Below are 24,610 nucleotides of genomic sequence, written 5' to 3'. Positions count from 1 at the left end.
GAACATTCGTTCTTTTCTTGTATATGATGGGCATGGACGCTTTTCCTCGACGCTACCGTTCTGATTCGGCTGGAATGCATGAAGATTCCGCCTCTATGCCTGTACTGACACCAGAGCAGGTGCAGGAGCTTTTTTCTGCTCGTCTTGATGAAATGTGTATGCATTTTGATGAGTGGAAGTTTCCGTTAGCTGTGTCGGGCCAGATTGGTGAAATCGTTCCCAATACATATCGCAAATATTATCAGCTCCCTTTGATTGATCACAAAACAGGCGTTTCTGTTCCTTTGGAGGTCAACAAATCCTTGGTGAGTGGAGCGGATATTCGTTCTGGGGATCATGTACGTGTCATTGGGGCGTTAAAAGCCAGAAATAGCCGTGGAAATATTGTTTTACGTTTTGAGGTGTTTCATCTTGAGGCTTATGAAGCTGGTTATGTAAAGAAAAAGAGAGATGAAACATTAGCGCTGGATTTTTTGCGTGAGTTAAAAACGGAGTTTCATGCTTATCCAGAAGTGCGCGATCCAAAGATATTTTTAATTCATTCTGCTGCATCGAATGCTTTGGTTGTAGAGGATTTTCTACAAGCGTTAGGAGGGGTTTGGCGTTCGGATCGGGTGAGAGCACTCGGTGTTCCTATGAATGATCCCCAGCGTATCGCAGATGCTGTTGCATCATGCCGTGAAAATCTTTTGGTGATTATTCGCGGGGGAGGAGATGCATCAGAGTTTGTTGTTTTTGAGCAACCTGAAGTTTTGACGGCGCTTGCTTCGTGCCCAGCGCACCGTATTTTGGGATTGGGGCATAGTGCTAATCGTACTCTGGCAGAACGTGTAGTTGATTATTCCGCTACAACGCCTGCAGATGCGGGGCATTATATTCGGCGTATGAGTGGCCGGATCTGGCAGCGGCAAGAAGAAGCCCGTGATCAAGCAGAAGAAATAGCAGCATTAAGAGAGAGTGTAACAGTCGCTTCTCAGCCAGTGGTCCAGCCATGGGGACGATATATAAAGATAGCCCTTATATCATTAGTATTGGGCTGCATTTTGTGTTTGATTTTGCAAAAGATTTTATAGTTCAAGTAATAAAGCCTGCTCATTACTTTGTTAAAGATAAGTAAGAGCAAGCCTTGTTGTATTTTATGCGAATAATAATTCAGTTTTAGCGAAGATCAACCTGAATAAAATCATGTGAGGTATTAGGGTCGGTAATCGCTTGCATTTCAATCTGAATAGGTTGCGCTCCCGCTGCATTGATCTGATGTGCAACAGGCTCAAGCTCGAATTGAGTAGCTTGTGTGAGGGCTTTGGCTTGAGCTGCTGGATCAGCTTGCACAGGGACTCTGGCCTGAACCAAGAAGAGAACGTTTTCTTTCCGCTCTAAGGCAGCTTTGACGGCTCGTTTAATAATTGGTGCGTAGTCATGCTCTGAGGTGCCAGCTTCTATGCGTAGGAAGGGAGGCTTGGCAGGAGGTGCGGGAGGTGCGGGTGGAATGTAGGGTTGAGGCGGTTTTCCAGCATTGGGATTAAATGTGCGCTGATCAACGAGATTGCACCCAGTAATAAAAGGAGTCGATGCAAGCAAAAGTGCTGTTGCCAGCGGGTAAAGGCGAGAGTTCATGGAGCCTCGTAGTCGATAGTGGTGCGGTCGAATGATCAGTTTAAAGAAGTTTTAATAGGAAAATCGCAGGAATGAGAAGTTTTGACAAGGTTGCCAGTGCAAGTTGATCAAATCTTTGTTTTATCCCCTGTTGCTTTTTGAGAAGAGTGCTATGGGTAACGGTGTTCGTCATTTAAGCGGAGTAGGCAGACATGGCAGTAAAAGTCGCTATTAACGGTTTCGGCCGTATCGGACGTCTCGTATTACGAGCAATTATTGAAAGCGGGCGCTCCGACATCGAAGTTGTTGCCATTAATGACCTCGGTTCAGTGGAAGTTAATGCTCACCTTCTTGCCTATGATAGTGTTCATAGAGCATTGCCTGGCAAAGTGCGCACAGAAGGTAGCTCTTTAATTATTGAAGCGAATGGTCGTACATACGGACCAATTAAAGTTTCTTCAGAACGTGATCCTGAGAAAGTTCCATTCCAAGGCGTAGATGTTGCTCTTGAGTGCACAGGCCTTTTCACTGCACGTGACAAAGCTTCTGCTCTTCTTAAAGCTGGTGCAAAACGCGTGATCGTATCTGCTCCATCTAACGATGCAGATGCAACGATTGTTTATGGTGTGAACCAAGACATTCTCAAACCAGACATGAAGATTATTTCCAACGCTTCATGTACAACAAACTGCTTGGCACCAATTGCTTATGTTCTCGATGAAGCTTTTGGAATTGAGCACGGTTATATGGTCACGGTTCACTCTTACACGGGTGATCAAAGAACAGTTGATACTCTTCATAAAGACCCACGCCGTGCACGCGCAGCAGCGTTAAATATTATTCCAACGTCTACAGGTGCAGCACGGGCGATTGGGTTGGTTCTTCCTCATCTAAAAGGAAAGATGGACGGAACATCAATTCGTGTTCCTACGCCAGATGTTTCTTTGGTTTCATTTGATTTTGTACCAAAGAAGATCCCATCTTCTGTTGAAGAGGTGAATGAAGCATTGCGTGCAGCTTCTGAAACGAAGAAGCTTAAAGGTATTCTTGACTATACGACAGAAGCTTTAGTGAGCACGGACTTTATTCATAACGCGGCATCTTCAACCTTTGATGCGACACAGACAGCTCTTATTGATGGCGGTAAGATGGTTCGTGTTTGCTCATGGTATGATAACGAGTGGGGCTTCTCTAACCGTATGGCCGATACAGCTGTTGCTTTCGGGAACCTCTAAAAATGTCTTCTTTCCGCACGCTTGATAACCTTGAAGCACGCGGTAAACGTGTATTGCTTCGGGCTGATTTGAACGTGCCAATGCAAAATGGTGTCATTTCTGACACCACACGCATTGAGCGCGTGGCTCCAACGATTAAAGAATTGGCTGATAAGGGCGCTCGCGTCATTGTTTTGAGCCACTTTGATCGCCCGAAAGGGAAAGTTGTATCCAGTATGTCTCTGCGCCCGATCGCAGAGCGACTGGGAGAAGTTCTCGGCACTTCAGTAAAATTTGCTTCATCATGTGAAGGAAGTGAAGTGGAAGCAGAGGTCGCTGCTCTTAAAGACGGTGATATTCTGGTTCTAGAAAACACGCGCTTCAATCCGGGTGAAGAAAAGAATGATCCGGAATTTGCAAAAGCATTAGCCAAGCTTGGTGATGTGTATGTTGATGATGCTTTCTCAGCAGCTCACCGTGCACATGCTTCTACAGAAGGCGTAGCACGTCTTTTGCCATCATTCGCAGGCCGTTTGATGCAAGCTGAGCTTTCAGCACTTTCTGCTGCTTTGGAAAATCCAGAGCGCCCAGTGGGAGCGATCATTGGCGGTGCCAAGATTTCGACCAAGCTTGATCTGATCGGCAATGTCATCGAAAAAGTTGATGTGTTGTTTATCACAGGTGCTATGGCCAATACGTTTTTGGCTGCTGATGGTGTAAATGTAGGGAAATCCCTGCAAGAAGCTGACATGCATGACACAGCACGCAAGATTACACAGATTGCGAAAGACAAGGGCTGTGAAATTGTGTTGCCTGTGGATGCTGTTGTAGCGCGTGAATTTAAAGCGGGTGCAGCATCGGATGTATGTCCGATTGATAAAATTCCAGCGGATACAATGGTTTTGGATGCAGGTCCAAAGACGGTTGAGTTGATTAATCAACACCTTGCGAAGTTAAAGACACTTGTCTGGAATGGTCCGTTAGGTGCTTTTGAAATTGAGCCGTTTGATCGTGCTACGGTTGCGGTTGCACAAGAAGCAGCTCGTTTGACAAAAGACGGCAAGTTAAAAACCATCGCTGGTGGTGGTGATACGGTGTCGGCTCTGCGTCATGCAGGGGTTGTGCATCAAATGACTTATGTTTCTACAGCAGGTGGTGCTTTCCTTGAGTGGTTAGAGGGTAAGTTATTGCCTGGGATTGAGGTATTAAAAGCTACATCTCATGAATTGGGGTTAGGTTAATACTTGTAAGGTGCATCTTTTTACTTAATGGTGCACCTTATATTATTTAATAATAATATCAAATTATAAACTTTTTGTGAATGTATTGTTTTATTTTCAGGCGTGACGGCAGCTCTGTGTTATTTTATCATAAATAAAATTTTACAGAGAAAGGCATTCAGAATGTCAACAACGCTTTATTATGCACCCGGTGCTTGCTCTCTTGCTCCTCATATTGTTTTAGAATGGATTGGCGCTCCATATGAAGCAGTCAAAGTGAAGTTTGGCTCTCCAGAGTTGCTGGCTGTTAACCCAACAGGTGCTGTTCCTGCATTAAAAGAGGATGACGGTTGGTTATTAACACAAGCCGGTGCTATTTTAGATTACCTATCGAATAAACATCCAGAAGCTAATCTTTCTGGTGGAAAATCGGTAAAAGAACGTGGGAAAGCACAGCAATGGTCTTCGTTCTTTGGAGCTGATGTTCACCCTGCATTCTGGCCGGTTTATTTCCCTCAACGCTATACGACAGATCCAAGTGAAGAGGCCAAGAAAAAGGTTTTAGAAGCTGCTCATAGCATGATCCGCAAACGTTTTGATGTGTTGGATAAACATCTTGCTGGACGTGAATGGATTGTGGGCGAAGGAAAAGGCGTAAGGTCTGTGGTGGATGCATATGCTTTCCCCATGATTCGCTGGGCAGATAAAATTCTAGAGGGTGGTATTTCCTCGTGGCCTAATGTTAAAGCTCTTCATGATCGGCTTGAGGCTGATCCTGCTGTGCAGCGTGTCTTGGCGCGGGAAGCAGGTAAATAAAGCATAATTTTAGATTTTAAGGTTGTTCCATAATGAGTGATACGAAACCTCTTCATTTTGTGACTTTAGTTGGCAGTTTGAGAAAAGGTTCTATAAACGCAGCGATTGCACGCACATTGCCTGAATTGGCACCTGAGGGTGTAACAATTTCTGCGTTAGGGTCGATTGGTGACATCCCACATTATAATCAGGATGTTCAAAATCAGGCTTTTCCTAAAGCTGTTGAAGAAATGGCAGAGCAGATTCGGCATTCAGATGGTGTTATTATTGTTACGCCTGAGTTTAATTACTCTATCCCGGGTGTTCTTAAAAACGCGATTGATTGGTTGTCTCGTGTTGCTCCGCAGCCGTTAGCAGGTAAACCTGTTGCGATCCAGACAGCATCGCCAGGGCCAATTGGGGGGGCGCGGGCTCAGTATCAGTTGCGTCAGAGCCTTGTCTTCTTGGATTGCTTCGTTCTGAATAAACCAGAAGTTATGATTGGCCAGTCTATGACCAAAGTAGATTCTGAGAGTTTACAACTGACGGATGAGAAAACGAGAGAGTTCCTCACTCTTCAGATTGCATCTCTTGCAAATCTTGCTCGTCGGGTAAAAGCGTAAAAAATATTTGTTCTTCTTTGAGAAGATGAATAGGACATGGTCGTAAACATTGTTTGCGGCCATGTTTTTATTTGGATAGGGAAATTTATGACATCTTCTAGCAACGATGCTCGTGATCAAGAACTCGCAGCACAGTATGAAGCTTATCCCTATCCAGAGCGTGACCCGCGTGATGAAGAGAAACGTTTATTAATTGGTAGTCCAAGCCATCTCCGTGAAATTGATTATTGGGTGTTTGCGGCGCAAAGATCTCCTGAAGTTCCATTAAGGGCACTTGTTGCTGGCTGTGGGACAGGAGATGGGGCCATTATGCTAGCAACGCATTTGATGCGCGCATCGCGTCCGGGAGAAGTGGTGTGTGTTGATCGCTCCAAACATGCCTTATCTATTGCAAAAGCACGCGCAGAGGTGCGTGGGTTAACGAATATACGGTTTATTGAAGGCTCCTTGACGGAGATTGATCGTCTGAATTTAGGCGAGTTTGATTATATTGATTGCTGTGGTGTTCTTCATCACTTGCCAGACCCGTTAGAGACCTTGCGTGCATTGACAGGGCTTTTAAAGCCTGATGGGGGCATGGGGTTGATGGTTTATGCACCTCATGGTCGGACAGGTGTGTATATGGTGCAGGAGGCTCTGGAAATTCTGTCTCCGTTCTCAGAAAAGCCATCGGAACGGCTGGATGTTGCAAAGCGCGTTATGCAAACATTACCGGCTACAGCTTGGTTAAGACAAAATGGCAATTTTGGAGATCATTTAACGGGTGGGGATGCCGGACTATATGACTTGCTGCTTAACCCACGTGATCGGGCCTATACAATTACGGATTTTCTTCAGTTGCTTGATGATGCCGGGTTAGAAACAACCTGCTTGTTGGAGCCCGCACGCTATAATCCAGCCTTATTTTTGCCTAATCCTAAATTGCGCTCTCGTATTGAAAAGCTATCATGGCAAGAGCAAGCTGCCGTTGCTGAGGCCCTTACAGGGAATATGGCAACGCATGTTGTGTATGTTGTGAAGAAAGGAGCTAAGAAAGATGCTCCAGACTATATGGATGTAAATTCTGTTCCCATTATGCGTGAGATTCCGGGTGATGAATTGGCAAAACAAATTCGGATGGATGGAACACTTGTTTTCTCATTTGGAACGTTGACCGTACCGATTGCTCTGCCTCATCAGATCAGAAGTATTCTCCCTCATATTAACGGGGGAAACACAATTGCAGATTTAATTAGGATTATGAGTGGAACGGGAATGTCTAAAGGGAAGTTCTTGCGCATTTGGAGAGAAGCATTCCCCATATTAGAGTCTCTTAATCGGACTTTTGTTCGTGCTTCAACACATTCAAATTAAAGTGTTATAAAAACAGTGATAGAGGGAATACTCTTCCTATTTATCGCTGTTTCCTTACTTGTTGATTTATATGGAAACGAAATATTTATAAATTTCTCTATTTGCGATTGAAGTATCTAAATTGTTACTTTTGTAAGTAGATATTTTGAGTACTAGTTTGATCAACAGAATCTAAGTCTGCTTTGATCAAACTAAGGTCTTTTATTTATGAAATTCGATAATTCTTTGAGTAATAAAGAAATAAGAAGTTTTCATTTCTATAGCAGGAATAAGAAGTCCAATTTTTTTAAGACTGTTGTATTAACGACATTTATTATGGGAACTTTTGGCATCGCTCTGCCAGTATATGCTCAGCCAAATCCTCAATCTGTGTTGGATCATGCAGATGAAGACCAAGCTAATTGGTTAACTTATGGACGTACCTATTCTGAGCAGCGTTTTAGTCCGTTACAGCAAATTACCACTGAAAATGCGCATGACCTTAAATTAGCTTGGCATTTTGATTTGGATACAAATAGAGGTCAGGAAGGTACGCCACTTATTGTTAATGGTGTGATGTATGCGACGACGAATTGGAGCAAGCTGAAAGCATTAGATGCCGCAACAGGAAAGCTTTTGTGGGATTATGACCCCAAAGTTCCCGGGAATGTAGCAGATCGAGGCTGTTGCGATACCGTAAACCGTGGGGCTGCTTATTATAATGGCAAGATCTTTTGGGGAACATTTGATGGGCGTCTTATCGCTGTAGATGCAAAAACTGGAAAATTAGTTTGGAGTGTGAACACCATTCCACAAGACGCTGCTCTCGGTAGGCAAAAATCATACACGGTTGATGGTGCGCCCCGTATTGCTAAGGGGCGGGTCATTATTGGAAATGGCGGTGCTGAATTTGGAGCACGTGGGTTTGTCTCGGCTTATGATGCAGAGACAGGAAAGCTCGATTGGCGCTTTTTCACAGTTCCTAATGCTGAAAATAAGCCAGATGGAGCACCTTCAGATAAAATCCTGATGTCGAAGGCTTATCCAACATGGAGTGCTAAAGGAGCTTGGAAGCAGCAAGGAGGTGGTGGCACCGTATGGGATTCAATTGTTTATGACCCCGTAACGGATCTGATTTACCTTGGTGTTGGGAATGGATCTCCTTGGAACTATAAATTCCGCTCAGAAGGGAAGGGAGATAATCTGTTTTTGGGAAGTATCGTTGCGATACGCCCAGAAACGGGAGAGTATGTCTGGCATTTCCAAGAAACACCGATGGATCAGTGGGATTATACCTCTGTTCAGCAAATTATGACGTTGGATATGCCGGTTAATGGAGTAATGCGGCATGTGATTGTGCATGCACCCAAAAATGGATTTTTCTACGTTTTGGATGCAAAAACGGGCGAGTTTATTTCCGGCAAAAACTATACATACGTCAATTGGGCAAAGGGGTTAGATCCTAAAACTGGCCGTCCAATTTATAACCCAAATGCGTTATGGACGGAGACAGGTAAGCCTTGGTATGGCATTCCTGGAGATTTGGGAGGCCATAACTTTGCGGCGATGTCTTATGATCCGCAAACAAAGCTCGTTTATATCCCACAGCAACAAGTTCCTTTTGTATATAGCCCGCAAGTTGGTGGGTTTAAGCCTCATCCCGATAGCTGGAACTTGGGGCTTGATATGTCCAAGATTGGCTTAGTGAATGATGGTTCTCCAGAGAATAATGCACTCGTCAAACAATTTTATAATGATTTAAAGGGCTCTATCGTAGCGTGGGATCCTCAGAAGCAGCAGGCTGCGTTTACGATCCCCCATAAAGGGCCATGGAATGGGGGTATTTTAACGACAGCAGGAAATGTCTTGTTCCAAGGTCTCGCAGATGGAACATTCCATGCTTATAATGCCACGACAGGGCAGGATTTATATAGTTTTCCAGCACAAAGTGCGATTATTGCGCCACCTGTTACATACTTGGCGCACGGTAAGCAGTACGTCGCTGTGGAAGTGGGTTGGGGCGGTATTTATCCTCTTTTCTTAGGAAGCGCTGCCCGGACATCGGGGTGGACGGTTAATCATTCACGAGTGATAGCGTTTTCACTTGATGGAAAAGATAAATTACCGCCAGAGAATAATAAGGGATATTTACCTGTAAAACCGCCTGCGGAGTATGATCCAAGTAAAACGGCAGACGGATATTTCCAATTCCAAACGTTCTGTGCCGGTTGCCATGGAGATAACGTTGAATCTGGTGAGGTTTTACCTGATTTGCGTTGGTCTGGTGCAATCCGCAGTCAGGATGGTTTTTATAATGTCGTCGGACGTGGTGCTCTAACCGCTTATGGAATGGATCGTTTTGATAAATCAATGACGCCAGAACAAATCGAGCATATCCGTCAGTTCATTATAAAAAGAGCGAATGATACGTATCAATCTGAAGTTGATGCACGCAAAAACAAAGATCAAATACCTGAAAATACCAATCAAGCACCTATAAATTCAAGTAACGGGCAGAAGTAAGCATCATGTATAGGAATTATACAATGAAAAAAGCTTTAATCATGGCGTTGGGTGCTACATTATCAATCGGTGTCGCATCTCACGGTATTGCTCAGGATCTGAAAGACCCAGCTTTAATAAAACAAGGGGCTTACCTTGCGCGTGTGGCTGATTGTATGGCGTGTCATACGGCTTTGCATGGGCAGGGATATGCGGGTGGTTTAAAGATCGCAACGCCAATAGGCTCCATTTACTCCACGAATATAACACCTGATGATCAAACTGGAATTGGGAGTTATTCTTTAGATGAGTTTGCCGCTGCTGTCAGGAAAGGCATTCGTAAAGATGGCTCAACTCTCTATCCTGCCATGCCTTATACGAGTTTCTCTCGGATAACCGATGCGGATATTCGCGCATTATATGCTTATTTTCAGTATGGGGTGCCTGCGGTTTATAAACCGAACCGTTCTGTAAATATCGTTTGGCCACTTTCGATGCGTTGGCCAATTTCAATCTGGCGGATGTTGTATGCTCCGTCTCCTCGGCCATTCCAACCGCAACCTGGAGAAGATCCTGTTACAGCGCGAGGAGAATATCTTGTGACAGGGCCCGGGCATTGCGGGGCATGTCATACTCCAAGGGGAGTGGTGATGGAAGAACGCGCTTTGGATGCATCGGATGATTCTTATCTTTCTGGGGGAGCGCCCATTGATAATTGGGTAGCACCAAGTTTGCGTAGTGATCGTAAAGAAGGGCTAGGTGAGTGGTCGGAAGAGGATATTGCTCAATTTTTGAAGACTGGCCGTATTGATCGGGCTGCTGTGTTTGGCGGAATGGGTGATGTTGTCGCATGGAGCACGCAGCATTTACATGACGATGATTTGCAAGCCATTGCTCATTACTTAAAGACGCTCCCGAAAGTGCAGGATCAAGGGGCATATATTTATAAGAATGAAACGAAAAATGAATTAGACCATACGGCTGCTTCGATGAATACGGGAGCAGGAATTTATGTGGCTCAATGTGCAATCTGTCATAAAAATGATGGGCAAGGCGTTGCTCGTATGTTTCCGCCTTTAGCGGGAAATCCTGTTTTACAAACACATAATCCAGCATCCATTGTAAATGTCGTGGTGCATGGTGGCGTATTGCCGCCTACGAATTGGGCACCATCGGCTGTTGCAATGCCGGGTTATCAAAATATCTTAACGCCTAATCAGGTTGCAATGGTGGTTGATTATGTTCGGCATGGTTGGGGGAATACTGCGCATGGGGATGTCCAAGCGAGTGATGTGAGAAAGTTCTCTAAAGGCGCAGCAGATTCTTCCGCTTCAGGATGGGCGACGGCAAGTAATGGGTGGAGTTTGCTTTCTCCTCAACCTTATGGAGAAGGATGGACCTTCTCACCAGAAACACATACGGGCGTTGATAACGCTCAGTAAAGGTTGAACGGATATTTCCTCATTCGTGTTGTGATGTGGTTTTATGAATAGAGGCTGGAGGGAGGTTATGCGTGTCACGTAACGTTCTTCCAGCTAAAAGATTGGACCATATATTTTTGGGATATCCAATGATTTGGGATTGATAAATCCCGGTATGGCCGGAAGTGATGTAGGCAATAAAGCATCCGGCTGCGTAATAAACGATGTTGGTGGCTCCAAATAGTTCTACGGCCATGAACGTGCACGCCAATGGTGTATTCGCCGCTCCAGCAAAGACGCTGACAAACCCAATCCCTGCGAGAAGATCTACGGGAACGTTGAGGAGAGGGGCAAGCGCATTCCCTAGGCCTGCGCCAATAAAGAAAAGAGGTGTTACTTCTCCGCCTTTAAATCCTGTAGAGAGGGCCGTTACTGTGAAGATTAATTTGAAAAACCAACTCCACGTATAATGATGGAGTGTAAAAAAATTCACGATACTTGGGTGATCGGGTAAAGGCGATGTAACGCCTAAACCAAGATAATCACGCGTTCCGAGAATTTCGACGAGAAGAATGGTGAGAAGACCACCGATTGCAGGGCGTAGCCATGGAAGAGGGCATAGTTTTTTAAAGGTGGATGAAAGAAATTGAATACTTCGCGCAAAGCAACGGCTTACTAAGCCAAAAGCGATGGATGCTAAGCAAACTTTGATAAATAAAAGAGCATTAGTATGGAAAAAAGAACCATTTTGTGCCGATCCGCCTTGGAAGCCAACATGATATGCAGTGTGGTGGATACCCCATAGATGACAAACCCAATCCGCGATAATGGATGCGGCTGCAACGGGTAAAAGAGCGGCGTAGTTTAGTTCGCCTAATGCTAGAACTTCTAAAGCAAAAATGGCTCCTGCAATAGGTGTTCCAAAAACGGCACCAAAGCCTGCGGCAATCCCTGCGGTTAAAAGCAATCGTGTTGATTGTGGGGAGAGGTTGAAAAGCTTGGCAATCCCACCTGCAATACTTCCACCAATTTGTACCGCTGTGCCTTCCCGGCCAACAGATGCTCCAAAAAGATGACTGATTATGGTGCCGAGTAAGACAAGTGGGGCCATTCGGAGAGGGACACCACCACCAGGCTTATGGATCTCGTCAATAATGAGGTTATTGCCACCTTCTGCTTTGCCGCCGCACCAATAATAAAGCAGTCCAACCCCCACGCCGGCTATGGGGAGGGCAAAAAGGATAGATGGGTGAGAAAGACGATAGTCCGTTACAGCCTTAAGTGCCCATAGGAAGAAAGCGCAAAGAGAGCCGACAGAAAGGCCAAGTGGAATGAGGAGTGCGGTCCAGAGAAGGACTATTCTCAATGCGGATAATAATTTTGCTTTAGAAGACATAAGACAGACCCCGCCTATAAAACTTCATTAAAAGTTTAAAAGACAGGAATCATCAGCATCGAAAATATGATGCGGTTCGATCCAAAGATCTGGCAGAATCCATTGCCAAGAGCATAGATCAAAAAAGATCGTGGTGGAGAGAGTTGGATTCGAACCAACGTAGGCGTACGCCAGCGGATTTACAGTCCGCCCCCTTTAGCCACTCGGGCACCTCTCCGGCTCCGCGGTTGGAATATGGTGATTTTATCTCTATGTCAATTGCTTATCCTCAATTATATATAAAAATTATGGCTAAACGTTCTTTTTCCCGTTCGACTTTGTCGCAAAAAACACCTGATAAGATGGGGAAACGCTCACATCATGAGCGTTCTCCTAAAGCAGGCTCTTCTTCGAGTTATTGGATTTATGGAAAGCATGCTGTTCAAGCGGCTTTGAAAAATCCAAACCGCGTTATTCATGAGTTCTTGGCAACGAAAGAAGCTGCATCATCCTTTGATAAGGATGAGCGCATACAGCCTCAAATCGTTGAGCGTGAGCGTTTGGACCGGTTGTGTGAGCGGGATGCTGTTCATCAAGGTGTTTGTTTGCGTGTTGAAGCTTTAGAGCCCCCTACAATCTTTGAAGCGTTAGGGCGTCCGGGAGCAATTTTGGTTTTGGATCAGGTCACAGATCCAAGAAATATAGGTGCTATTTTACGTTCTGCTGCCGCTTTCGGGGCATGTGCTTTGTTGGTGCAAGACCGGAATACCCCTCAAGAAAGTGGGGCTATGGCAAAAGCGGCTTCGGGTGCGTTGGATGTTGTGCCCATTATTCGGGAAGTTAATTTGTCGCGCGCGCTGGCCTCTCTTCAAAAAGAAGATTTATGGGTTGTAGGGCTAGATGCTGGTGGTGCTCGTTTGGATGGTCAGTCCTTCGGAAAGCGACGTGTTGCGTTAGTGCTTGGTGCGGAAGGTGCAGGGTTGCGGCGTTTAACGCGTGAATCATGTGATGAAATTGCAAGTGTCTATATGCCCGGTGATATGGAAAGTTTGAATGTTTCGAATGCGGCGGCTGTCGCTTTATATGAACTTATTCGATAAAGTATTTACCCCGATACAATATGATATCGGGGTAAAATGTTATGTATATTAGTGGAAATATCTTTTTTCTGTTCGTAGCCAACGACTATTGGAAATATCGTTTGCATATTTGGAGTTTAATATACCTTGAGCATTGACGGAGCGTTCAGGACGTAAAGGCCCTTTGATAATACGGCCATCCATCATAATAACGGTCATGTGGTTATAACACCATTCCGCCAAGAATATGTCTTTTAGATCAAACTGACCAAGCGCATGGGTGATTTCACTCAGAACCCAGTCTTCTTTTAGGTCTCCAACTTCAAGTTCATATTTTAACAATTCACCTTGGAAAACGACAAAGCGCGTTGGGTGTTCTTCCTCTCCCTTAATAACGCTGAGCTGGCCACTTGGCTCAAGTTGGGCGAATTGAATATCATCAAAGCCAAAAATACCATGCTGACGGAGGTTTGTGGCAATATCGCAAATATCAAGCTTGCTCTTATATTTTTGAAAAGATTCGACAAGGAAACGCCCATTTTCAATAATTGGGATGGGTTTTCCGATTGAAGCATGTCGTATTGTGGCGCAGTTTCTGGTGATATAGTTTGCGATGCCCATAATGCTGAGGCAGAACAGCAATACAATGATGTAGCGCCACAAACTAATGTCATTATTGTAAAGAACACCACCAATGACACCACCAATAATAAAGTTACCGACAAGGTCGATAACCGTCATTTGGCTAAACTGTGTCCTTCCTGTTATGTTTAATGAAACAACCACCATAACAAGGCCAATTAAGACTTTAACAAGCACCAATAAGTAAAAGGTCATAGCGTTTGATGTGTCCTTTGATAAACAAAAGTGGACTGCTTTCACAAAAGCGTGTGAATTAATAACAATCTTTATATGAAAGATGTATAATTTTTATGAGTAAGCGTTCGATTTTTGACAGAAATCGAAAATATGAGGTGATTGTCGAAATATATTGTATTGACGTATAGTATATTTGATCTGTTTCAATTCATAAAAAAGACACTCGCGTATAAGACGCTTGGATTACTTGAAAATTGGATGTGGCTATGAATGAAAACCAAGAAGAATTAGAAGATAACACTGAATTGGAAGCGACAGAAGAAGTAGAATCTTTAATGTCGAGTACAATGCTTCCTATTTCTATTCTTCTTGGCTTGTCCGCTGCTGGAATATTAATTGGATTACTGGTTATGTAAGAGCGGTGGCATCAAGCCATCCTTGAAGCATGTAAGCTGCTGCCATTTTATCAACAACATCTGCTCTTCTGCTTCGAGTCATATCAGCGTCTTGAATTAAAAAGCGATTCACCGCACTTGATGAGAGGCGCTCATCCCACAAACACGCGGGAATCTGTAATCGTTCAGATAGGGCTTCAGTCCAGTCAGAGGCGGCGCGTGCGGCAGGGCCGAAATCCCCATCAAGGGAGAGTGGAAGTCCGACGATAAGAGCCCCTACATCATGCTCTTTAATAATTTTGGCGATCTCGGGAGTATTTTCCTTGAGTTTCCGCTTGCGGATCCCTGCGAAAGGGGATGCCAGCATAAGAGACACATCACTTAAAGCGATGCCAATTGTCTTGGATCCTGGGTCCAAACCGAGCACACGTTGGTTGGGTTGAATCGCTTTTCGAAGTTCTTGTGGATTGAATAGGGACATAGCCAAGCGTTATGATCTAATTTACACTGATAATGCTATCATTATTTTCTTTTGCTTTTAGGGATTTCCATGTCGCTCGACGCGAAAACGGTTACACGAATTGCCAGATTGGCCAGAATTGGTCTGAAACCAGAAGAGATTGATGCTCTTGGTAAAGACATGGGTTCTATCATTGATTGGGTAGAACAACTGAATGAGGTGGATATTTCTGATGTTCCACCCATGATTGGAACAGGCCTCGCTAAAGCGCGCTTGAGAGAAGATGCGGAGACAGACGGGAACAACCGTGAAGCGGTGTTGTCGAACGCTCCAGAGCGTGAAGGTCCATTTTACACAGTTCCGAAGGTGGTAGAATAATGTCCAGCATTTATGACCTAACGCTGGCTTCGGCGCGTGATGCTCTTAAGGCACGTAAGATTTCAGCAGTTGAATTAACTGACGCGTATATTGATGCGGCTGACCGTTTGGATGGCCGTTTAAACAGCTTCATTACCCGCACACCAGATCAAGCGCGTGCTGCCGCTAAGGTTGCTGATCAAGCCTTGGAAAAGGGCGAGGGTGGTAAGCTGTGCGGTATCCCGCTTGGTATTAAAGATCTGTTTTGTACGACAGGCATTCGCACCACGGCTGCGAGCAAGATTATTGGTAATTTTGTTCCACCGTATGAAAGCACAGTGACAGCGAATTTATTGCGTGATGGCGCTGTCTTTTTAGGTAAGCTGAACCTTGATGAATTTGCGATGGGATCAGCTAACCTGACGTCGGCATTCGGTGCTGTTGAAAACCCTTGGAAACGCAAAGGCTCAGATGCAAAGCTGGTTCCTGGTGGATCCTCTGGGGGTTCTGCGGCAGCTGTTGCCGCTGGGCTTGTACTCGGCGCCACAGGGACAGATACGGGCGGGTCCATCCGTCAGCCTGCGTCTTTTACCGGGATTGCAGGGATTAAGCCAACCTATGGTCGCTGCTCCCGGTTTGGGACAATCGCTTTTGCAAGCTCGTTAGATCAGGCTGGTCCAATGGCGCGTAATCTTCAGGATTGTGCGATTTTGCTTGAATCAATGGCTGGCTTTGATGAGCGTGATTCGACGAGTGTTAATGTCCCAGTTCCTCATTATGAAGCGGCTTTGACACGTGGTGTAAAAGGATTGCGCGTTGGTATTCCAAAAGAATATCGCGTGGATGGAATGCCTGCAGAAATAGAGGCCTTGTGGCAGCAAGGAATGAACTGGCTTAAAGAGGCCGGTGCAGAAATTGTTGAGGTCTCATTACCTCATACAAAATATGGTTTGCCAGCCTATTATATTGCAGCTCTTGCGGAGGCATCTTCTAACTTGGCACGCTATGATGGTGTTCGTTTTGGAGAGCGCGTTAAGGCTGATACGCTTGATGGCCTTTATGAAGCGACGCGTGCTGCGGGCTTTGGTGAGGAAGTGAAACGTCGTATTCTTATTGGGACACATGTTCTGTCTTCTGGATATTACGATGCTTACTATTTACGGGCTCAAAAGGTCAGAACGCTTATACAGCGTGATTTCTTAAATGCTTATGAGCAGGTTGATGTGTTGCTGACACCTACCGCGCCTTCTGGTGCATTTGCTCAGGATGAAAAACCAACAGACCCGGTTCAGATGTATCTGAATGACGTCTTTACAGTTCCTGCAAGTATGGCTGGTGTGCCAGCCCTATCTGTTCCAGCGGGTTTGGATGCTCATGGCGTTCCGCTTGGTTTGCAGCTGATTGGTAAATTCTTTGATGAAGAAACTCTGATCGCAGCAGGGCATGTCATTGAACAGGCCGCCGCTTTTACTCATAAACCATCTATTCATGCAGGAGTGTCGGCATGAGCTATCGTATCACCGGCAATACTGGAGAGTGGGAAATTGTTGTTGGCTTGGAGGTTCATGCCCAAGTCATTAGTCAATCTAAGCTTTTTTCAGGGGCTTCCGCTGAATATGGTGGAGAGCCTAATACTCATGTCAGTTTAGTTGATGCTGGTTTCCCCGGTATGTTGCCGGTTTTGAATCAGGAGTGCGTTGCGCAGGCTGTACGGACGGGTTTAGGCTTGAACGCTGAAATCAATTTATTCAGTCGCTTTGACCGTAAAAACTACTTTTATGCTGATTTGCCAACCGGGTATCAGATTAGTCAGTTTGAGCACCCGATTGTTGGAAAAGGCGCCGTAGTTGTCGATTTGGCAGACGGCAGCACGCGTGAGATTGGGGTGACACGCCTGCATCTTGAGCAGGATGCTGGTAAGTCTATCCATGATCAGGATCCGACACGTTCTTTCATTGATTTGAATCGTGCTGGCGTCGCTTTGATGGAAATCGTGAGTGAGCCAGACATTCGCTCACCTGAAGAAGCTGGGGCATATTTGCGGAAGCTTCGTCAGATCGTGCGTTACATCGGCACCTGTGACGGGAATATGGACGAAGGCTCAATGCGTGCAGACGTGAACGTCTCTGTCCGTAAACCTGGTGAGAGCGGCTATCGCACGCGTTGTGAAATCAAGAATGTGAATTCTATTCGCTTCGTTATGCAGGCGATAGAAACAGAAGCACAGCGTCAGATCGAAGTATGGGAAGCTGGTGGCGAAGTGGATCAGGAGACAAGACTTTTTGATCACGTGCGTGGAGAAACACGCTCGTTGCGTTCAAAAGAAGACGCTCATGATTACCGTTATTTTCCAGACCCAGACTTGCTTCCATTAACTATCGAGCAATCATGGGTTGATGCTTTAAAAGCGTCTTTACCTGAATTGCCTGAAGATAAAATAGCCCGTCTACAAAAAGAGTATGGCGTTACACGGTATGAAGCTGGCGTCTTAACCGCAGAGCAATCTGTTGCTGATTTCTATGAAACGGTTGCTAAAAACGCTGATGCACGTTTAGCGACAAACTGGATGTTGGGAGATTTCTTCGGTGCATTAAATCGCACGGGCAAAACGGTTGAAGATAGCCCCGTAAGTGCTGAAAATCTGCGTGAATTATTAGCCTTGATTTCTGATTCGACCATTAATGGAAAAATCGCCAAAGAAGTTCTGGAAGATATGTTTGATACTGGAGACACAGCATCAGCGATCATTGAACGTAAAGGTCTGAAGCAGGTAACCGATGCGGGGGCTATTGAGGCTTCTATTCGTGAGATTCTAGCAGCGAATGCCGACAAGGTGGCTGAATATAAGTCCGGTAAAGATAAGCTGTTTGGTTTCTTTGTTGGTCAAACCATGAAAGCCATGAAAGGGAAGGGAAACCCTGCCCTGGTGAATGAAATTCTGAAGAAACTTCTCTCAGAATAAGAAAAATGCTCTTGGGGGGTTTGACCGCAAGCTCAAACCCTCCTAAGAACGTTCTTGCAAACGCCGTGTGATTCGCGTTCAAAGCGGAGGGGTGGCCGAGTGGCTGAAGGCGGCGGTTTGCTAAACCGTTGTACGGGTCATACCGTACCGTGGGTTCGAATCCCATCCCCTCCGCCAATTAACCGCAGAAAACAGCCAAAAAAATATCAATCATACAACGGTTATTTACTCCATTTTCTGGTGTGTCTTTTTGGGTGTGGGGTATTTTGTGGGGATATAGAAAAAGGTTCGTGGTTAGAAAAAGGGGATTATACCCCTTTTATTCATGTCCCGAACAAGCCCGCACCTGATCGCGTAACCCAACATAATCCCCCAGCCATCGAATAGTCTCTGGCTGTGGAGATTTCTTGATCTCAGACGCCAGACGAGCCTGATCGTCTTTGGTGTAATGCACCAAAACGGGACACGGCACATATTGCACCGATGTGCAGCCGGTGAGGGCAAGAGCGAGAACAATCCACTTCATGCGTTCCCATCCTTCAGACGCGTTAAAAGAGCATCTTCTGTCGCAGGTTTATCCGCTTCAGCCTGAGCCATAGCTTGGGATTTCTGTGTCATGACATTGGCGGCTTGTGCCTGTTGACGGGATGATACAATGGAGGCCTTGTTCTTTCCTGCGCGATAGGAAAACGTCACCAGAAAGAGCAGAACACCGAGAGCACAAAGGCCCTCGGCAAGATGAGCATAGCCCAACATTATTGAGCATAGCCTGTGACAGGCACGGATGAAGCCGGAGTTGAGACAGGCTTGCCTTTCAACGCAACCTTAATGTCATCAAGGCCGTCTTCAATCTGGATTGCGCCGCCTTCGACCTTGCTGATGCCCGCTAAAAGAGCATCCACGTCATAGCGCTCCTCTAAAAGAGGCGCGATATCATCGCCTAGACCGCCCACAATAGCGGCCGTCGCTTCCAGTTTGGCTTTCTGTGCTGGCTTAATCGCATTGCCTGCGGCATTTTCAATAATGGTGACAAGTTGTTTGGTAACGTCAGAGGCGGTTGCCATGGTGTGTTTTTCCCATAAAAAAAGCTCCTCAGTAGGAGCATTGAAAAGATCGTTCGGTCTGACAGCGCTGCCGCTGCCTCCTTCGGGGTTAAGAGGGTTCAGTCACGTTTTGCCGGTGTGCGCGTCTACATCATCCGCATTGGCCGCGTGATTGCCGTTCATCGCGATTTGATTGATCAGAACGTAAAGGAAGAGCCATTTTGACCCATCTTTAGGCCGCGCCCAGAAACGAGCGATCAAAGCGCAAGTGGAAATCAGAAAGGTCACAATCGCCAAGAGGTCCGCGCTATAGCGCGCAGGCAGAAAAGGGGCGATAGTGTGCATCAAAGAGACAGGGTCCATAGTGGTCTCGTTTTAAAAAGGAGTTAGGCGAGGATTACCCGCTTAAAAGCAGGAATATTTCGCACAGGATCAGCCGCCCCAAGAGCGGAATTATACCAGCGCTTGTGATAGGCGGACATGCCAACAGCATCATCGGCGGCAGGGAGGGATTGAGGCGCAAGCCAGACTTTCACCGCACACATTCCAGCACCATAAAGCGGGTTAGTGATCATCTGGGAGGATGCTGGCTCAACGCCATGAAGAAGCTGATGCAATCCGTAAGCAATGCGCGAGCGACATGGTGCAATCAATGAGTTCTTCCACAGATCATCATGCGTAAAGGGCTCCATCTGCCAAAAGCCAAGAGCGGGACCATTATTGAGTTGTTTCATCCAGATATAGTTGCTCTCGGCTAACCCAATCCCGGTGACAAGATTGAGGCGTGCTGGCGATAGAAGCCCAAGAGTGGCAAGGGCAGGCTGAACCCATTCATATTTTACCTGTGCCAGATCAATCCCGCGTGCAGCAACGCCTCCCATTACGGATGCACTCCCGCTTGGAGCGCGTGCCAGATGGCTGATTTAATATTATCTAAACGTTGATTACTTTGACCGTGCCGATGCTTTTGTTCAGCAAGTTGTATTTGAATATTTGGCATTTCTTCTTTCCTTTCGGCATAAAAAAAGCCACCCGAAGGTGGCTAGGAGTGTGGTGGATAGGATTACTTACATGGTGTATCGCTACAGAATAACTTCCCGGTCGCATCCAAGCACGCGAAGGCGTTTCCGCTCAAACTAGTGACTTTCAATCGATCAACCTTTGTTGTCATATAATGCGAAGCTTGCGCGCCAATATTTGTAAGGTAAAAATTGTCCGATCGGGTACGACGGTACCTGTTGCCGTTTGTATGAATATTTTAACGGAGAAAGACTGGACTATTCCACATAGGAAAGCATTATAAAAAGCACTTTAACTTAATAAATGCAATTTAATATTTATGTGCCAGAAACTGCCGGCAAGGGCAAGAGAATTTACACGGTTGGTTGAAGAAAAAGTAGATGGGGTTGCATTGTGAAAGTAAGTTTGAAATAGAGGGGATAATAATGGGTAACAAACGAGAGTTTATTTATTCTCACAAATATGAGCGTATTGGTTTTTTTCAAAAGATACGACTGAGCCGTAGGATATAAAAGATTTTATGAGTGCTGTTCCGCCTAATGACACAACAATGATTTTTATGTCTCCAGCGCAATTTCAGGCGTTGTCTGCGATAGAGGGGCAAAATAGTCTTGATCCTATTTGGAAGTTGGGTTCAGGCGTAGGCAATCCTGCACCCTCCATCGCTAGAAGAGTGGATCAGGGAAATGAATGGCTAAAGGACAAAACAAATATAGATATGTTTGGTTGGCGCGATGCTATTTCTAGTGGAAAAAGCGCAGCGAAACAAATTTGGTTTTTGGGTTTGTCTGCTACTTTCTTATTTACGACAACAAAGACCGGAAAAGAAGTCGTTATAGTAAAAGGGCCTCTTAGTTTGCGTGATCGTGTGTATCAAACTCTGAGTATAAAAGTAAAAGAAGGCAGTTTTAATAGGGATGCGCTATTTGATGAAAAGACATTGGTTCAAGAAATGGGCCTTGTTATTGGGCGTGCGGAAATGCTGAAAGAGGCTGCTAAAGGTGTCAAGGTGGCTGTTGTGTGTCTGATTGCAATGGATGTGGTACATGAATGTTTGCAAGATAAATTTGATATGACTCGCTTAGGGGTTACTATTTTAAGTGACGTCGTTCAGGCTGTACTGGGAACGGCAGCTGGGGTTGTTGTGGGGTCTGTTTTAATCGCCGGCGGTGCCCCTGTTGTTTTAACTTGCTGTCTTGTATCCGCAACATGCGTCTATGCAGGCTATAAATTATCTCAATGGGATTCACAGTATAAAATAACAGAAAAAGCTATTGCTATAGCTAAAGAAGTGGAAGTAAATAACCCGATTGAAAGTGCAATAGAATATGTTGAAGATCTTGGAGCTGATTACAAAGAATTTGTAACTCATCCTGGAGTGTATTTTGAATATCTATATTGGAAGAATGTCCTAAAAGTTAGGGCTTAGGAGTGCATTGAAAATGCCTTTTCTTAGAAAATGTGTGATTTATAAAACTCCACGTAACAAAGCTTTATTTAGGTTAAGTGTTTTAGGAGTCATATCAATCATATGTTCTTACTCACTGTTCGAAACTATTCAAAGAATTCTAGATTTTAATAAAAATGATAAAACGATCACAGTCTATAGTACAATTTTTATAAATTTTGATGCACTTCTTTTTATTTTTTTATTTCTTTCAATGTTAGTTGCGTACGTAAGAAATAATATAAATGATCAAACGATCGAGATTATACTTTTAGGTTCTGGACTTTTTTTGTTTTTGTTCTTCACAGTGTTTTCTCATCCGTTATTGTTCTGGTGGGCACAGCTTCATCATTATACTCTCGATCATTATGAGGCAGCTCATCGAGGAGGATGGTATATCTTCAAATTAGATGGTGCTTAATTCTGACACTTTCCTCTTTATCGTTTGAAGTGCCTCCGGCTTTGAGTTTGGATTGATATTAAAATAACCTTGCTATTTCTGGTGTTGGAATTTATGTTTCCAGGGTGTGTCCGTGTAGCTCAGTAGGATAGAGCACAGGATTCCTAAGGTTTAATTGGGCGCTATAGAGGAAACTTTATAGTGGATCCACTCAAATTCGGGGAACGCTCTGAGGTTATCTCGTGCCAATCCCGAGCCAAGCTGTGTAAGCAGAAGGTGTAGAGACTGTACGGGTGGTGCCTTAACGTTAAAACGTTGTGGCAAAGAGACAGTCCAGACTACGAACATGTTGTATTTTGCGGCATGGCGGTGAAAATCGAAGTAGTATGAATCCTGGGGTCGGAGGTTCGAATCCTCTCACGGACACCATAGAATTATCTTTTTAATATTCAGTTTTGACAGCCTGTGTTGAATCAGCTTTTTAGTCTTGTAAATTAAATACGGACTAATATAGTCCGCGTATGGCACTTTATGGTACAAGCACTGAATATGTTTTGCACAGCTTGCTTTGGCTGGTGGATAATCCCGCTTCGATAAGCAGTATGGATTTAGCGGAATTGCAGAATATTCCTGCTGCGTTGATGGCGAAGATTCTGCCAAAATTAGAAAAAGCAGGGATTTTGCAATCCTCAGAAGGGGTCCGAGGGGGATATAAATTAGCGCGTCCTCCAGAAGATATTTGCGTGCTTGACGTTGTCGAAGCTGTTGAAGGACGCAAAACAGTTTTTAACTGTCAGGAAATTCGAGAGCGTTGCATCCTGTTTTCTGAGCAACCGCCTGCGTGGGCGTCCCAAGGGGTTTGTAGTATTCATGCCGTTATGTTGCGTGCAGAGCAGGCTATGCGTGCGGAACTAGCAAAGACATCTCTCGCAGACTTAGTCCTAACAGTTAAAAATAAAGCGCCGGATGTTTTTTTAGATGAAGTTCAATCTTGGTTTGATGAGCGTATTGAGATGCGTCGGGCTAGGAAAAGCAAAACATAGTAAGTGTTCTTAAAATAATTCATCATTCGGATGGTAGGATTTATATATGCTAAAAAACTTTTATACTCTCTTGTTTTGTGTGGCTGGGGGGTGAGCTTTTCTACAGCACACGCTGCTTCTGTTACACAAGTGACACCTTTAATCATACATGATTTAAAAGGTTTATCGGGGGAGGAGGGTGCTTTGTTAAGGGTGGATTATCCCCCGGGCGCATCGGACCCCATTCATAGACATAACGCATCTGTATTTGTGTATGTTTTGCAAGGTGTAATAGCCATGCAACCATGTAAGTCAAAGGGGGCGCACTTGTAAAACTGCATGCGGGGCAGACTTTTTTTGAAGGGCCTGACGATGTCCATATTATAGGACGCAATATGAGTAAGACCGAGCCCGCGCAATTTTTGGCTTTTTTTGTAAAAAATAAAAACAACCCGTTTGTCACGCCTGTTCGATAACTTTTCAGAATAAATATATTGGAAAATAAAATATGAAAATTTTTGTTGCAGGCGCGAGCGGAGCGCTTGGTCGGCCATTAATGGTACAGTTATTAAAAGCTGGCCATGATGTATGGGGAATGGCGCAAAGGCCTGAAAGCCTTTCCTTTATTGCTGAACTTGGGGCTTGTGCTGTTAAAGGGAATGTATTGGACCGAACGAATATTATGTCTATTATGGAAGATATTCGTCCTGATGTTGTTATCGATCAGCTTACTTCTCTCCCATCTTCTCCATTTGAGTTAGCCGAACGTTTGCCAGCAGATAAGAAACTACGCTTGGAAGGAGGGGGAAATTTACATGCTGCGGCTCACGCATGCGGTGTAAAGCGATATATTCAGCAATCAAGCGGCTTCTATTTGAATGCTGAAAACGGTGGCCTTGCGGATGAAAGTTCGACATTTAAGATGGATGCGCCCGGCCACATTGGAGAAAGTTCAAGAATGTATGCCGCCTTGGAAAAAAGGGTTTTGGAGAGCCCTATGGAGGGAGTGGCATTGCGATATGGTTTTTTCTATGGGCCAAGAACGTGGTATTCTTTAAATGGCGCATTTAGCCAGCATTTTCGCAATGTAGAAGTGCCTCTCATCGGGAGAGGGAGCAGTATTCTATCATTTGTTCATGTGGAAGACGCTGTATCTGCAACGATTGCCGCTTTGCAAGCTCCGGCTGGCATTTATAATATTGTGGATGATCATCCTGTTCAAATGTGTGAGTGGTTATCTTTTTATGCGCATTGGAGCGGTGCGGCTCAGCCGGTTTTTATGGAAGAAAGTGAGGCCACTCGTTTAATGGGGATAGAAAGCGTCTATTATTACAACAATTTAGATGGAGCTTCTCCTCAGAAAGCAAAAAAACAGCTTGCTTTTGCTCCTCGCGTACAACCTTGGGTGAAGCAATAAATGACAAAAGCAAAGATGATTCTGTGCTTGTAAGAGGCTGAGGGTGGCCGTTCGTTATTTGATAAAATATGTATTGTTTTATACAACGATGTGAAAAATGCTCGAAATATT

Annotated in this window: 26 protein-coding genes, 2 tRNA genes and 1 riboswitch; of the genes, 18 read left to right on the top strand and 10 right to left on the bottom strand. The window is 44.9% G+C overall.

The annotated features are described in order from the left end of the window. Window positions 1–32: 32 nt before the first annotated feature. Window positions 33–1,073, top strand: coding sequence for an exodeoxyribonuclease VII large subunit (locus tag E3D00_RS02280; protein ID WP_141459573.1), 1,041 nt, complete (start codon window positions 33–35; stop codon window positions 1,071–1,073). An 85-nt stretch (window positions 1,074–1,158) separates the two neighbouring features. On the opposite strand, the gene E3D00_RS02275 is transcribed toward E3D00_RS02280, so the two are convergent. Continuing rightward, window positions 1,159–1,617 (bottom strand): hypothetical protein, encoded by a 459-nt coding sequence (locus tag E3D00_RS02275; protein WP_141459571.1) that lies wholly within the window; start codon window positions 1,615–1,617, stop codon window positions 1,159–1,161. A gap of 191 nt (window positions 1,618–1,808) precedes the next feature. Between E3D00_RS02275 and gap the strand changes: the two genes are divergently transcribed. The 7 genes from gap to E3D00_RS02240 all read left to right on the top strand — a co-directional run bounded on the left by gap (window position 1,809) and on the right by E3D00_RS02240 (window position 10,724). Continuing rightward, on the top strand, window positions 1,809–2,831 hold the full coding sequence (gene gap, locus E3D00_RS02270) for a type I glyceraldehyde-3-phosphate dehydrogenase (RefSeq protein WP_141459569.1): 1,023 nt from the start codon (window positions 1,809–1,811) through the stop codon (window positions 2,829–2,831). 2 nt (window positions 2,832–2,833) lie between these two features. Further along, window positions 2,834–4,051: a phosphoglycerate kinase gene (locus E3D00_RS02265; RefSeq protein WP_141459567.1), complete on the top strand. Its 1,218-nt coding sequence runs from the start codon at window positions 2,834–2,836 to the stop codon at window positions 4,049–4,051. Between the two features lie 162 nt (window positions 4,052–4,213). Further along, a complete protein-coding gene (locus E3D00_RS02260) occupies window positions 4,214–4,846 on the top strand; it encodes a glutathione S-transferase family protein (RefSeq protein ID WP_141459565.1) in 633 nt (210 codons plus the stop codon). Window positions 4,847–4,878: 32 nt separating this feature from the next. Beyond that, window positions 4,879–5,448, top strand: coding sequence for an NADPH-dependent FMN reductase (locus tag E3D00_RS02255; RefSeq protein ID WP_141459564.1), 570 nt, complete (start codon window positions 4,879–4,881; stop codon window positions 5,446–5,448). A gap of 87 nt (window positions 5,449–5,535) precedes the next feature. Further along, on the top strand, window positions 5,536–6,801 hold the full coding sequence (locus tag E3D00_RS02250) for a class I SAM-dependent methyltransferase (protein ID WP_141459563.1): 1,266 nt from the start codon (window positions 5,536–5,538) through the stop codon (window positions 6,799–6,801). Window positions 6,802–7,116: 315 nt separating this feature from the next. Further along, window positions 7,117–9,303 carry a PQQ-dependent dehydrogenase, methanol/ethanol family gene (locus tag E3D00_RS02245; RefSeq protein ID WP_141459561.1) on the top strand — a complete coding sequence of 729 codons (2,187 nt, stop codon included), beginning with the start codon at window positions 7,117–7,119 and terminating at the stop codon, window positions 9,301–9,303. Between the two features lie 23 nt (window positions 9,304–9,326). After that, a complete protein-coding gene (locus tag E3D00_RS02240; protein WP_141459559.1) occupies window positions 9,327–10,724 on the top strand; it encodes a cytochrome c in 1,398 nt (465 codons plus the stop codon). Between the two features lie 19 nt (window positions 10,725–10,743). Here E3D00_RS02240 and E3D00_RS02235 read toward each other — a convergent pair whose 3' ends face one another. After that, window positions 10,744–12,099 (bottom strand): voltage-gated chloride channel family protein, encoded by a 1,356-nt coding sequence (locus tag E3D00_RS02235; RefSeq protein ID WP_141459557.1) that lies wholly within the window; start codon window positions 12,097–12,099, stop codon window positions 10,744–10,746. A 36-nt stretch (window positions 12,100–12,135) separates the two neighbouring features. Beyond that, window positions 12,136–12,215, bottom strand: a riboswitch (Fluoride riboswitch). 15 nt (window positions 12,216–12,230) lie between these two features. Beyond that, window positions 12,231–12,316 (bottom strand) — tRNA-Tyr (locus E3D00_RS02230). A gap of 34 nt (window positions 12,317–12,350) precedes the next feature. Between E3D00_RS02230 and rlmB the strand changes: the two genes are divergently transcribed. After that, entirely contained in the window at window positions 12,351–13,178 is an 828-nt protein-coding gene (gene rlmB / locus E3D00_RS02225; RefSeq protein ID WP_141459555.1) for a 23S rRNA (guanosine(2251)-2'-O)-methyltransferase RlmB, read from the top strand. A 48-nt stretch (window positions 13,179–13,226) separates the two neighbouring features. On the opposite strand, the gene E3D00_RS02220 is transcribed toward rlmB, so the two are convergent. Next, window positions 13,227–13,994, bottom strand: a complete 768-nt coding sequence (locus tag E3D00_RS02220) for a DUF421 domain-containing protein (RefSeq protein ID WP_141459553.1) — start codon at window positions 13,992–13,994, stop codon at window positions 13,227–13,229. A gap of 248 nt (window positions 13,995–14,242) precedes the next feature. Here E3D00_RS02220 and E3D00_RS10500 point away from each other — a divergent pair, with 248 nt between their 5' ends. Then, complete coding sequence (locus E3D00_RS10500; RefSeq protein WP_181441981.1) at window positions 14,243–14,392, top strand: hypothetical protein; 150 nt, start codon at window positions 14,243–14,245, stop codon at window positions 14,390–14,392. On the opposite strand, the gene ruvX is transcribed toward E3D00_RS10500, so the two are convergent. Further along, complete coding sequence (gene ruvX, locus E3D00_RS02215; RefSeq protein ID WP_141462330.1) at window positions 14,385–14,852, bottom strand: Holliday junction resolvase RuvX; 468 nt, start codon at window positions 14,850–14,852, stop codon at window positions 14,385–14,387. The genes E3D00_RS10500 and ruvX overlap by 8 nt on opposite strands. Window positions 14,853–14,921: 69 nt before the next feature. Between ruvX and gatC the strand changes: the two genes are divergently transcribed. From gatC to E3D00_RS02195, 4 genes are all read left to right on the top strand, one after another. Beyond that, complete coding sequence (gene gatC, locus E3D00_RS02210; protein WP_141459551.1) at window positions 14,922–15,209, top strand: Asp-tRNA(Asn)/Glu-tRNA(Gln) amidotransferase subunit GatC; 288 nt, start codon at window positions 14,922–14,924, stop codon at window positions 15,207–15,209. Continuing rightward, window positions 15,209–16,696 (top strand): Asp-tRNA(Asn)/Glu-tRNA(Gln) amidotransferase subunit GatA, encoded by a 1,488-nt coding sequence (gatA, locus tag E3D00_RS02205; RefSeq protein WP_141459549.1) that lies wholly within the window; start codon window positions 15,209–15,211, stop codon window positions 16,694–16,696. The genes gatC and gatA overlap by 1 nt, the downstream gene beginning before the upstream one ends. Next, a complete protein-coding gene (gene gatB / locus E3D00_RS02200) occupies window positions 16,693–18,150 on the top strand; it encodes an Asp-tRNA(Asn)/Glu-tRNA(Gln) amidotransferase subunit GatB (protein ID WP_141459547.1) in 1,458 nt (485 codons plus the stop codon). The genes gatA and gatB overlap by 4 nt, the downstream gene beginning before the upstream one ends. A gap of 85 nt (window positions 18,151–18,235) precedes the next feature. Then, window positions 18,236–18,327: transfer RNA gene (locus E3D00_RS02195), tRNA-Ser, on the top strand. 142 nt (window positions 18,328–18,469) lie between these two features. On the opposite strand, the gene E3D00_RS02190 is transcribed toward E3D00_RS02195, so the two are convergent. From E3D00_RS02190 to E3D00_RS02170, 5 genes are all read right to left on the bottom strand, one after another. Further along, window positions 18,470–18,676: a hypothetical protein gene (locus tag E3D00_RS02190; protein ID WP_141459545.1), complete on the bottom strand. Its 207-nt coding sequence runs from the start codon at window positions 18,674–18,676 to the stop codon at window positions 18,470–18,472. Further along, on the bottom strand, window positions 18,673–18,906 hold the full coding sequence (locus tag E3D00_RS02185) for a hypothetical protein (RefSeq protein ID WP_141459543.1): 234 nt from the start codon (window positions 18,904–18,906) through the stop codon (window positions 18,673–18,675). The genes E3D00_RS02190 and E3D00_RS02185 overlap by 4 nt, the downstream gene beginning before the upstream one ends. Beyond that, window positions 18,906–19,214, bottom strand: coding sequence for a hypothetical protein (locus E3D00_RS02180; protein WP_141459541.1), 309 nt, complete (start codon window positions 19,212–19,214; stop codon window positions 18,906–18,908). Before E3D00_RS02180 ends, E3D00_RS02185 begins: the two co-directional genes overlap by 1 nt. 102 nt (window positions 19,215–19,316) lie before the next feature. Then, on the bottom strand, window positions 19,317–19,556 hold the full coding sequence (locus E3D00_RS02175; RefSeq protein WP_141459539.1) for a hypothetical protein: 240 nt from the start codon (window positions 19,554–19,556) through the stop codon (window positions 19,317–19,319). A 23-nt stretch (window positions 19,557–19,579) separates the two neighbouring features. After that, window positions 19,580–20,074, bottom strand: coding sequence for a hypothetical protein (locus E3D00_RS02170; RefSeq protein ID WP_141459537.1), 495 nt, complete (start codon window positions 20,072–20,074; stop codon window positions 19,580–19,582). A 659-nt stretch (window positions 20,075–20,733) separates the two neighbouring features. Here E3D00_RS02170 and E3D00_RS02165 point away from each other — a divergent pair. The 4 genes from E3D00_RS02165 to E3D00_RS02150 all read left to right on the top strand — a co-directional run bounded on the left by E3D00_RS02165 (window position 20,734) and on the right by E3D00_RS02150 (window position 24,499). Further along, entirely contained in the window at window positions 20,734–21,642 is a 909-nt protein-coding gene (locus E3D00_RS02165) for a hypothetical protein (protein WP_141459535.1), read from the top strand. A gap of 939 nt (window positions 21,643–22,581) precedes the next feature. Continuing rightward, window positions 22,582–23,103 (top strand): RrF2 family transcriptional regulator, encoded by a 522-nt coding sequence (locus E3D00_RS02160; protein WP_141459533.1) that lies wholly within the window; start codon window positions 22,582–22,584, stop codon window positions 23,101–23,103. A 30-nt stretch (window positions 23,104–23,133) separates the two neighbouring features. Further along, a complete protein-coding gene (locus tag E3D00_RS02155; RefSeq protein WP_246091466.1) occupies window positions 23,134–23,415 on the top strand; it encodes a cupin domain-containing protein in 282 nt (93 codons plus the stop codon). Between the two features lie 175 nt (window positions 23,416–23,590). After that, a complete protein-coding gene (locus tag E3D00_RS02150; RefSeq protein WP_141459531.1) occupies window positions 23,591–24,499 on the top strand; it encodes an NAD-dependent epimerase/dehydratase family protein in 909 nt (302 codons plus the stop codon). The last annotated feature ends 111 nt before the right edge of the window (window positions 24,500–24,610 follow it).

Origin of the sequence: Swingsia samuiensis (genome assembly GCF_006542355.1) — a bacterium.
Lineage (GTDB): Bacteria > Pseudomonadota > Alphaproteobacteria > Acetobacterales > Acetobacteraceae > Gluconobacter > Gluconobacter samuiensis.
The sequence above is the reverse complement of the archived record's forward strand: the minus strand, read 5'-3'. Positions and strand labels throughout refer to the sequence as shown.

Bases quoted from the DNA above. Each gene is read 5' to 3' on its own strand.
- E3D00_RS02280 (WP_141459573.1), top strand. From the start codon at position 33: ATGGACGCTTTTCCTCGACGCTACCGTTCTGATTCGGCTGGAATGCAT.
- E3D00_RS02275 (WP_141459571.1), bottom strand. From the start codon at position 1,617: ATGAACTCTCGCCTTTACCCGCTGGCAACAGCACTTTTGCTTGCATCG.
- gap (WP_141459569.1), top strand. From the start codon at position 1,809: ATGGCAGTAAAAGTCGCTATTAACGGTTTCGGCCGTATCGGACGTCTC.
- E3D00_RS02265 (WP_141459567.1), top strand. From the start codon at position 2,834: ATGTCTTCTTTCCGCACGCTTGATAACCTTGAAGCACGCGGTAAACGT.
- E3D00_RS02260 (WP_141459565.1), top strand. From the start codon at position 4,214: ATGTCAACAACGCTTTATTATGCACCCGGTGCTTGCTCTCTTGCTCCT.
- E3D00_RS02255 (WP_141459564.1), top strand. From the start codon at position 4,879: ATGAGTGATACGAAACCTCTTCATTTTGTGACTTTAGTTGGCAGTTTG.
- E3D00_RS02250 (WP_141459563.1), top strand. From the start codon at position 5,536: ATGACATCTTCTAGCAACGATGCTCGTGATCAAGAACTCGCAGCACAG.
- E3D00_RS02245 (WP_141459561.1), top strand. From the start codon at position 7,117: ATGGGAACTTTTGGCATCGCTCTGCCAGTATATGCTCAGCCAAATCCT.
- E3D00_RS02240 (WP_141459559.1), top strand. From the start codon at position 9,327: ATGAAAAAAGCTTTAATCATGGCGTTGGGTGCTACATTATCAATCGGT.
- E3D00_RS02235 (WP_141459557.1), bottom strand. From the start codon at position 12,099: ATGTCTTCTAAAGCAAAATTATTATCCGCATTGAGAATAGTCCTTCTC.
- rlmB (WP_141459555.1), top strand. From the start codon at position 12,351: ATGTCAATTGCTTATCCTCAATTATATATAAAAATTATGGCTAAACGT.
- E3D00_RS02220 (WP_141459553.1), bottom strand. From the start codon at position 13,994: ATGACCTTTTACTTATTGGTGCTTGTTAAAGTCTTAATTGGCCTTGTT.
- E3D00_RS10500 (WP_181441981.1), top strand. From the start codon at position 14,243: ATGAATGAAAACCAAGAAGAATTAGAAGATAACACTGAATTGGAAGCG.
- ruvX (WP_141462330.1), bottom strand. From the start codon at position 14,852: ATGTCCCTATTCAATCCACAAGAACTTCGAAAAGCGATTCAACCCAAC.
- gatC (WP_141459551.1), top strand. From the start codon at position 14,922: ATGTCGCTCGACGCGAAAACGGTTACACGAATTGCCAGATTGGCCAGA.
- gatA (WP_141459549.1), top strand. From the start codon at position 15,209: ATGTCCAGCATTTATGACCTAACGCTGGCTTCGGCGCGTGATGCTCTT.
- gatB (WP_141459547.1), top strand. From the start codon at position 16,693: ATGAGCTATCGTATCACCGGCAATACTGGAGAGTGGGAAATTGTTGTT.
- E3D00_RS02190 (WP_141459545.1), bottom strand. From the start codon at position 18,676: ATGAAGTGGATTGTTCTCGCTCTTGCCCTCACCGGCTGCACATCGGTG.
- E3D00_RS02185 (WP_141459543.1), bottom strand. From the start codon at position 18,906: ATGTTGGGCTATGCTCATCTTGCCGAGGGCCTTTGTGCTCTCGGTGTT.
- E3D00_RS02180 (WP_141459541.1), bottom strand. From the start codon at position 19,214: ATGGCAACCGCCTCTGACGTTACCAAACAACTTGTCACCATTATTGAA.
- E3D00_RS02175 (WP_141459539.1), bottom strand. From the start codon at position 19,556: ATGGACCCTGTCTCTTTGATGCACACTATCGCCCCTTTTCTGCCTGCG.
- E3D00_RS02170 (WP_141459537.1), bottom strand. From the start codon at position 20,074: ATGGGAGGCGTTGCTGCACGCGGGATTGATCTGGCACAGGTAAAATAT.
- E3D00_RS02165 (WP_141459535.1), top strand. From the start codon at position 20,734: ATGAGTGCTGTTCCGCCTAATGACACAACAATGATTTTTATGTCTCCA.
- E3D00_RS02160 (WP_141459533.1), top strand. From the start codon at position 22,582: ATGGCACTTTATGGTACAAGCACTGAATATGTTTTGCACAGCTTGCTT.
- E3D00_RS02155 (WP_246091466.1), top strand. From the start codon at position 23,134: ATGGTAGGATTTATATATGCTAAAAAACTTTTATACTCTCTTGTTTTG.
- E3D00_RS02150 (WP_141459531.1), top strand. From the start codon at position 23,591: ATGAAAATTTTTGTTGCAGGCGCGAGCGGAGCGCTTGGTCGGCCATTA.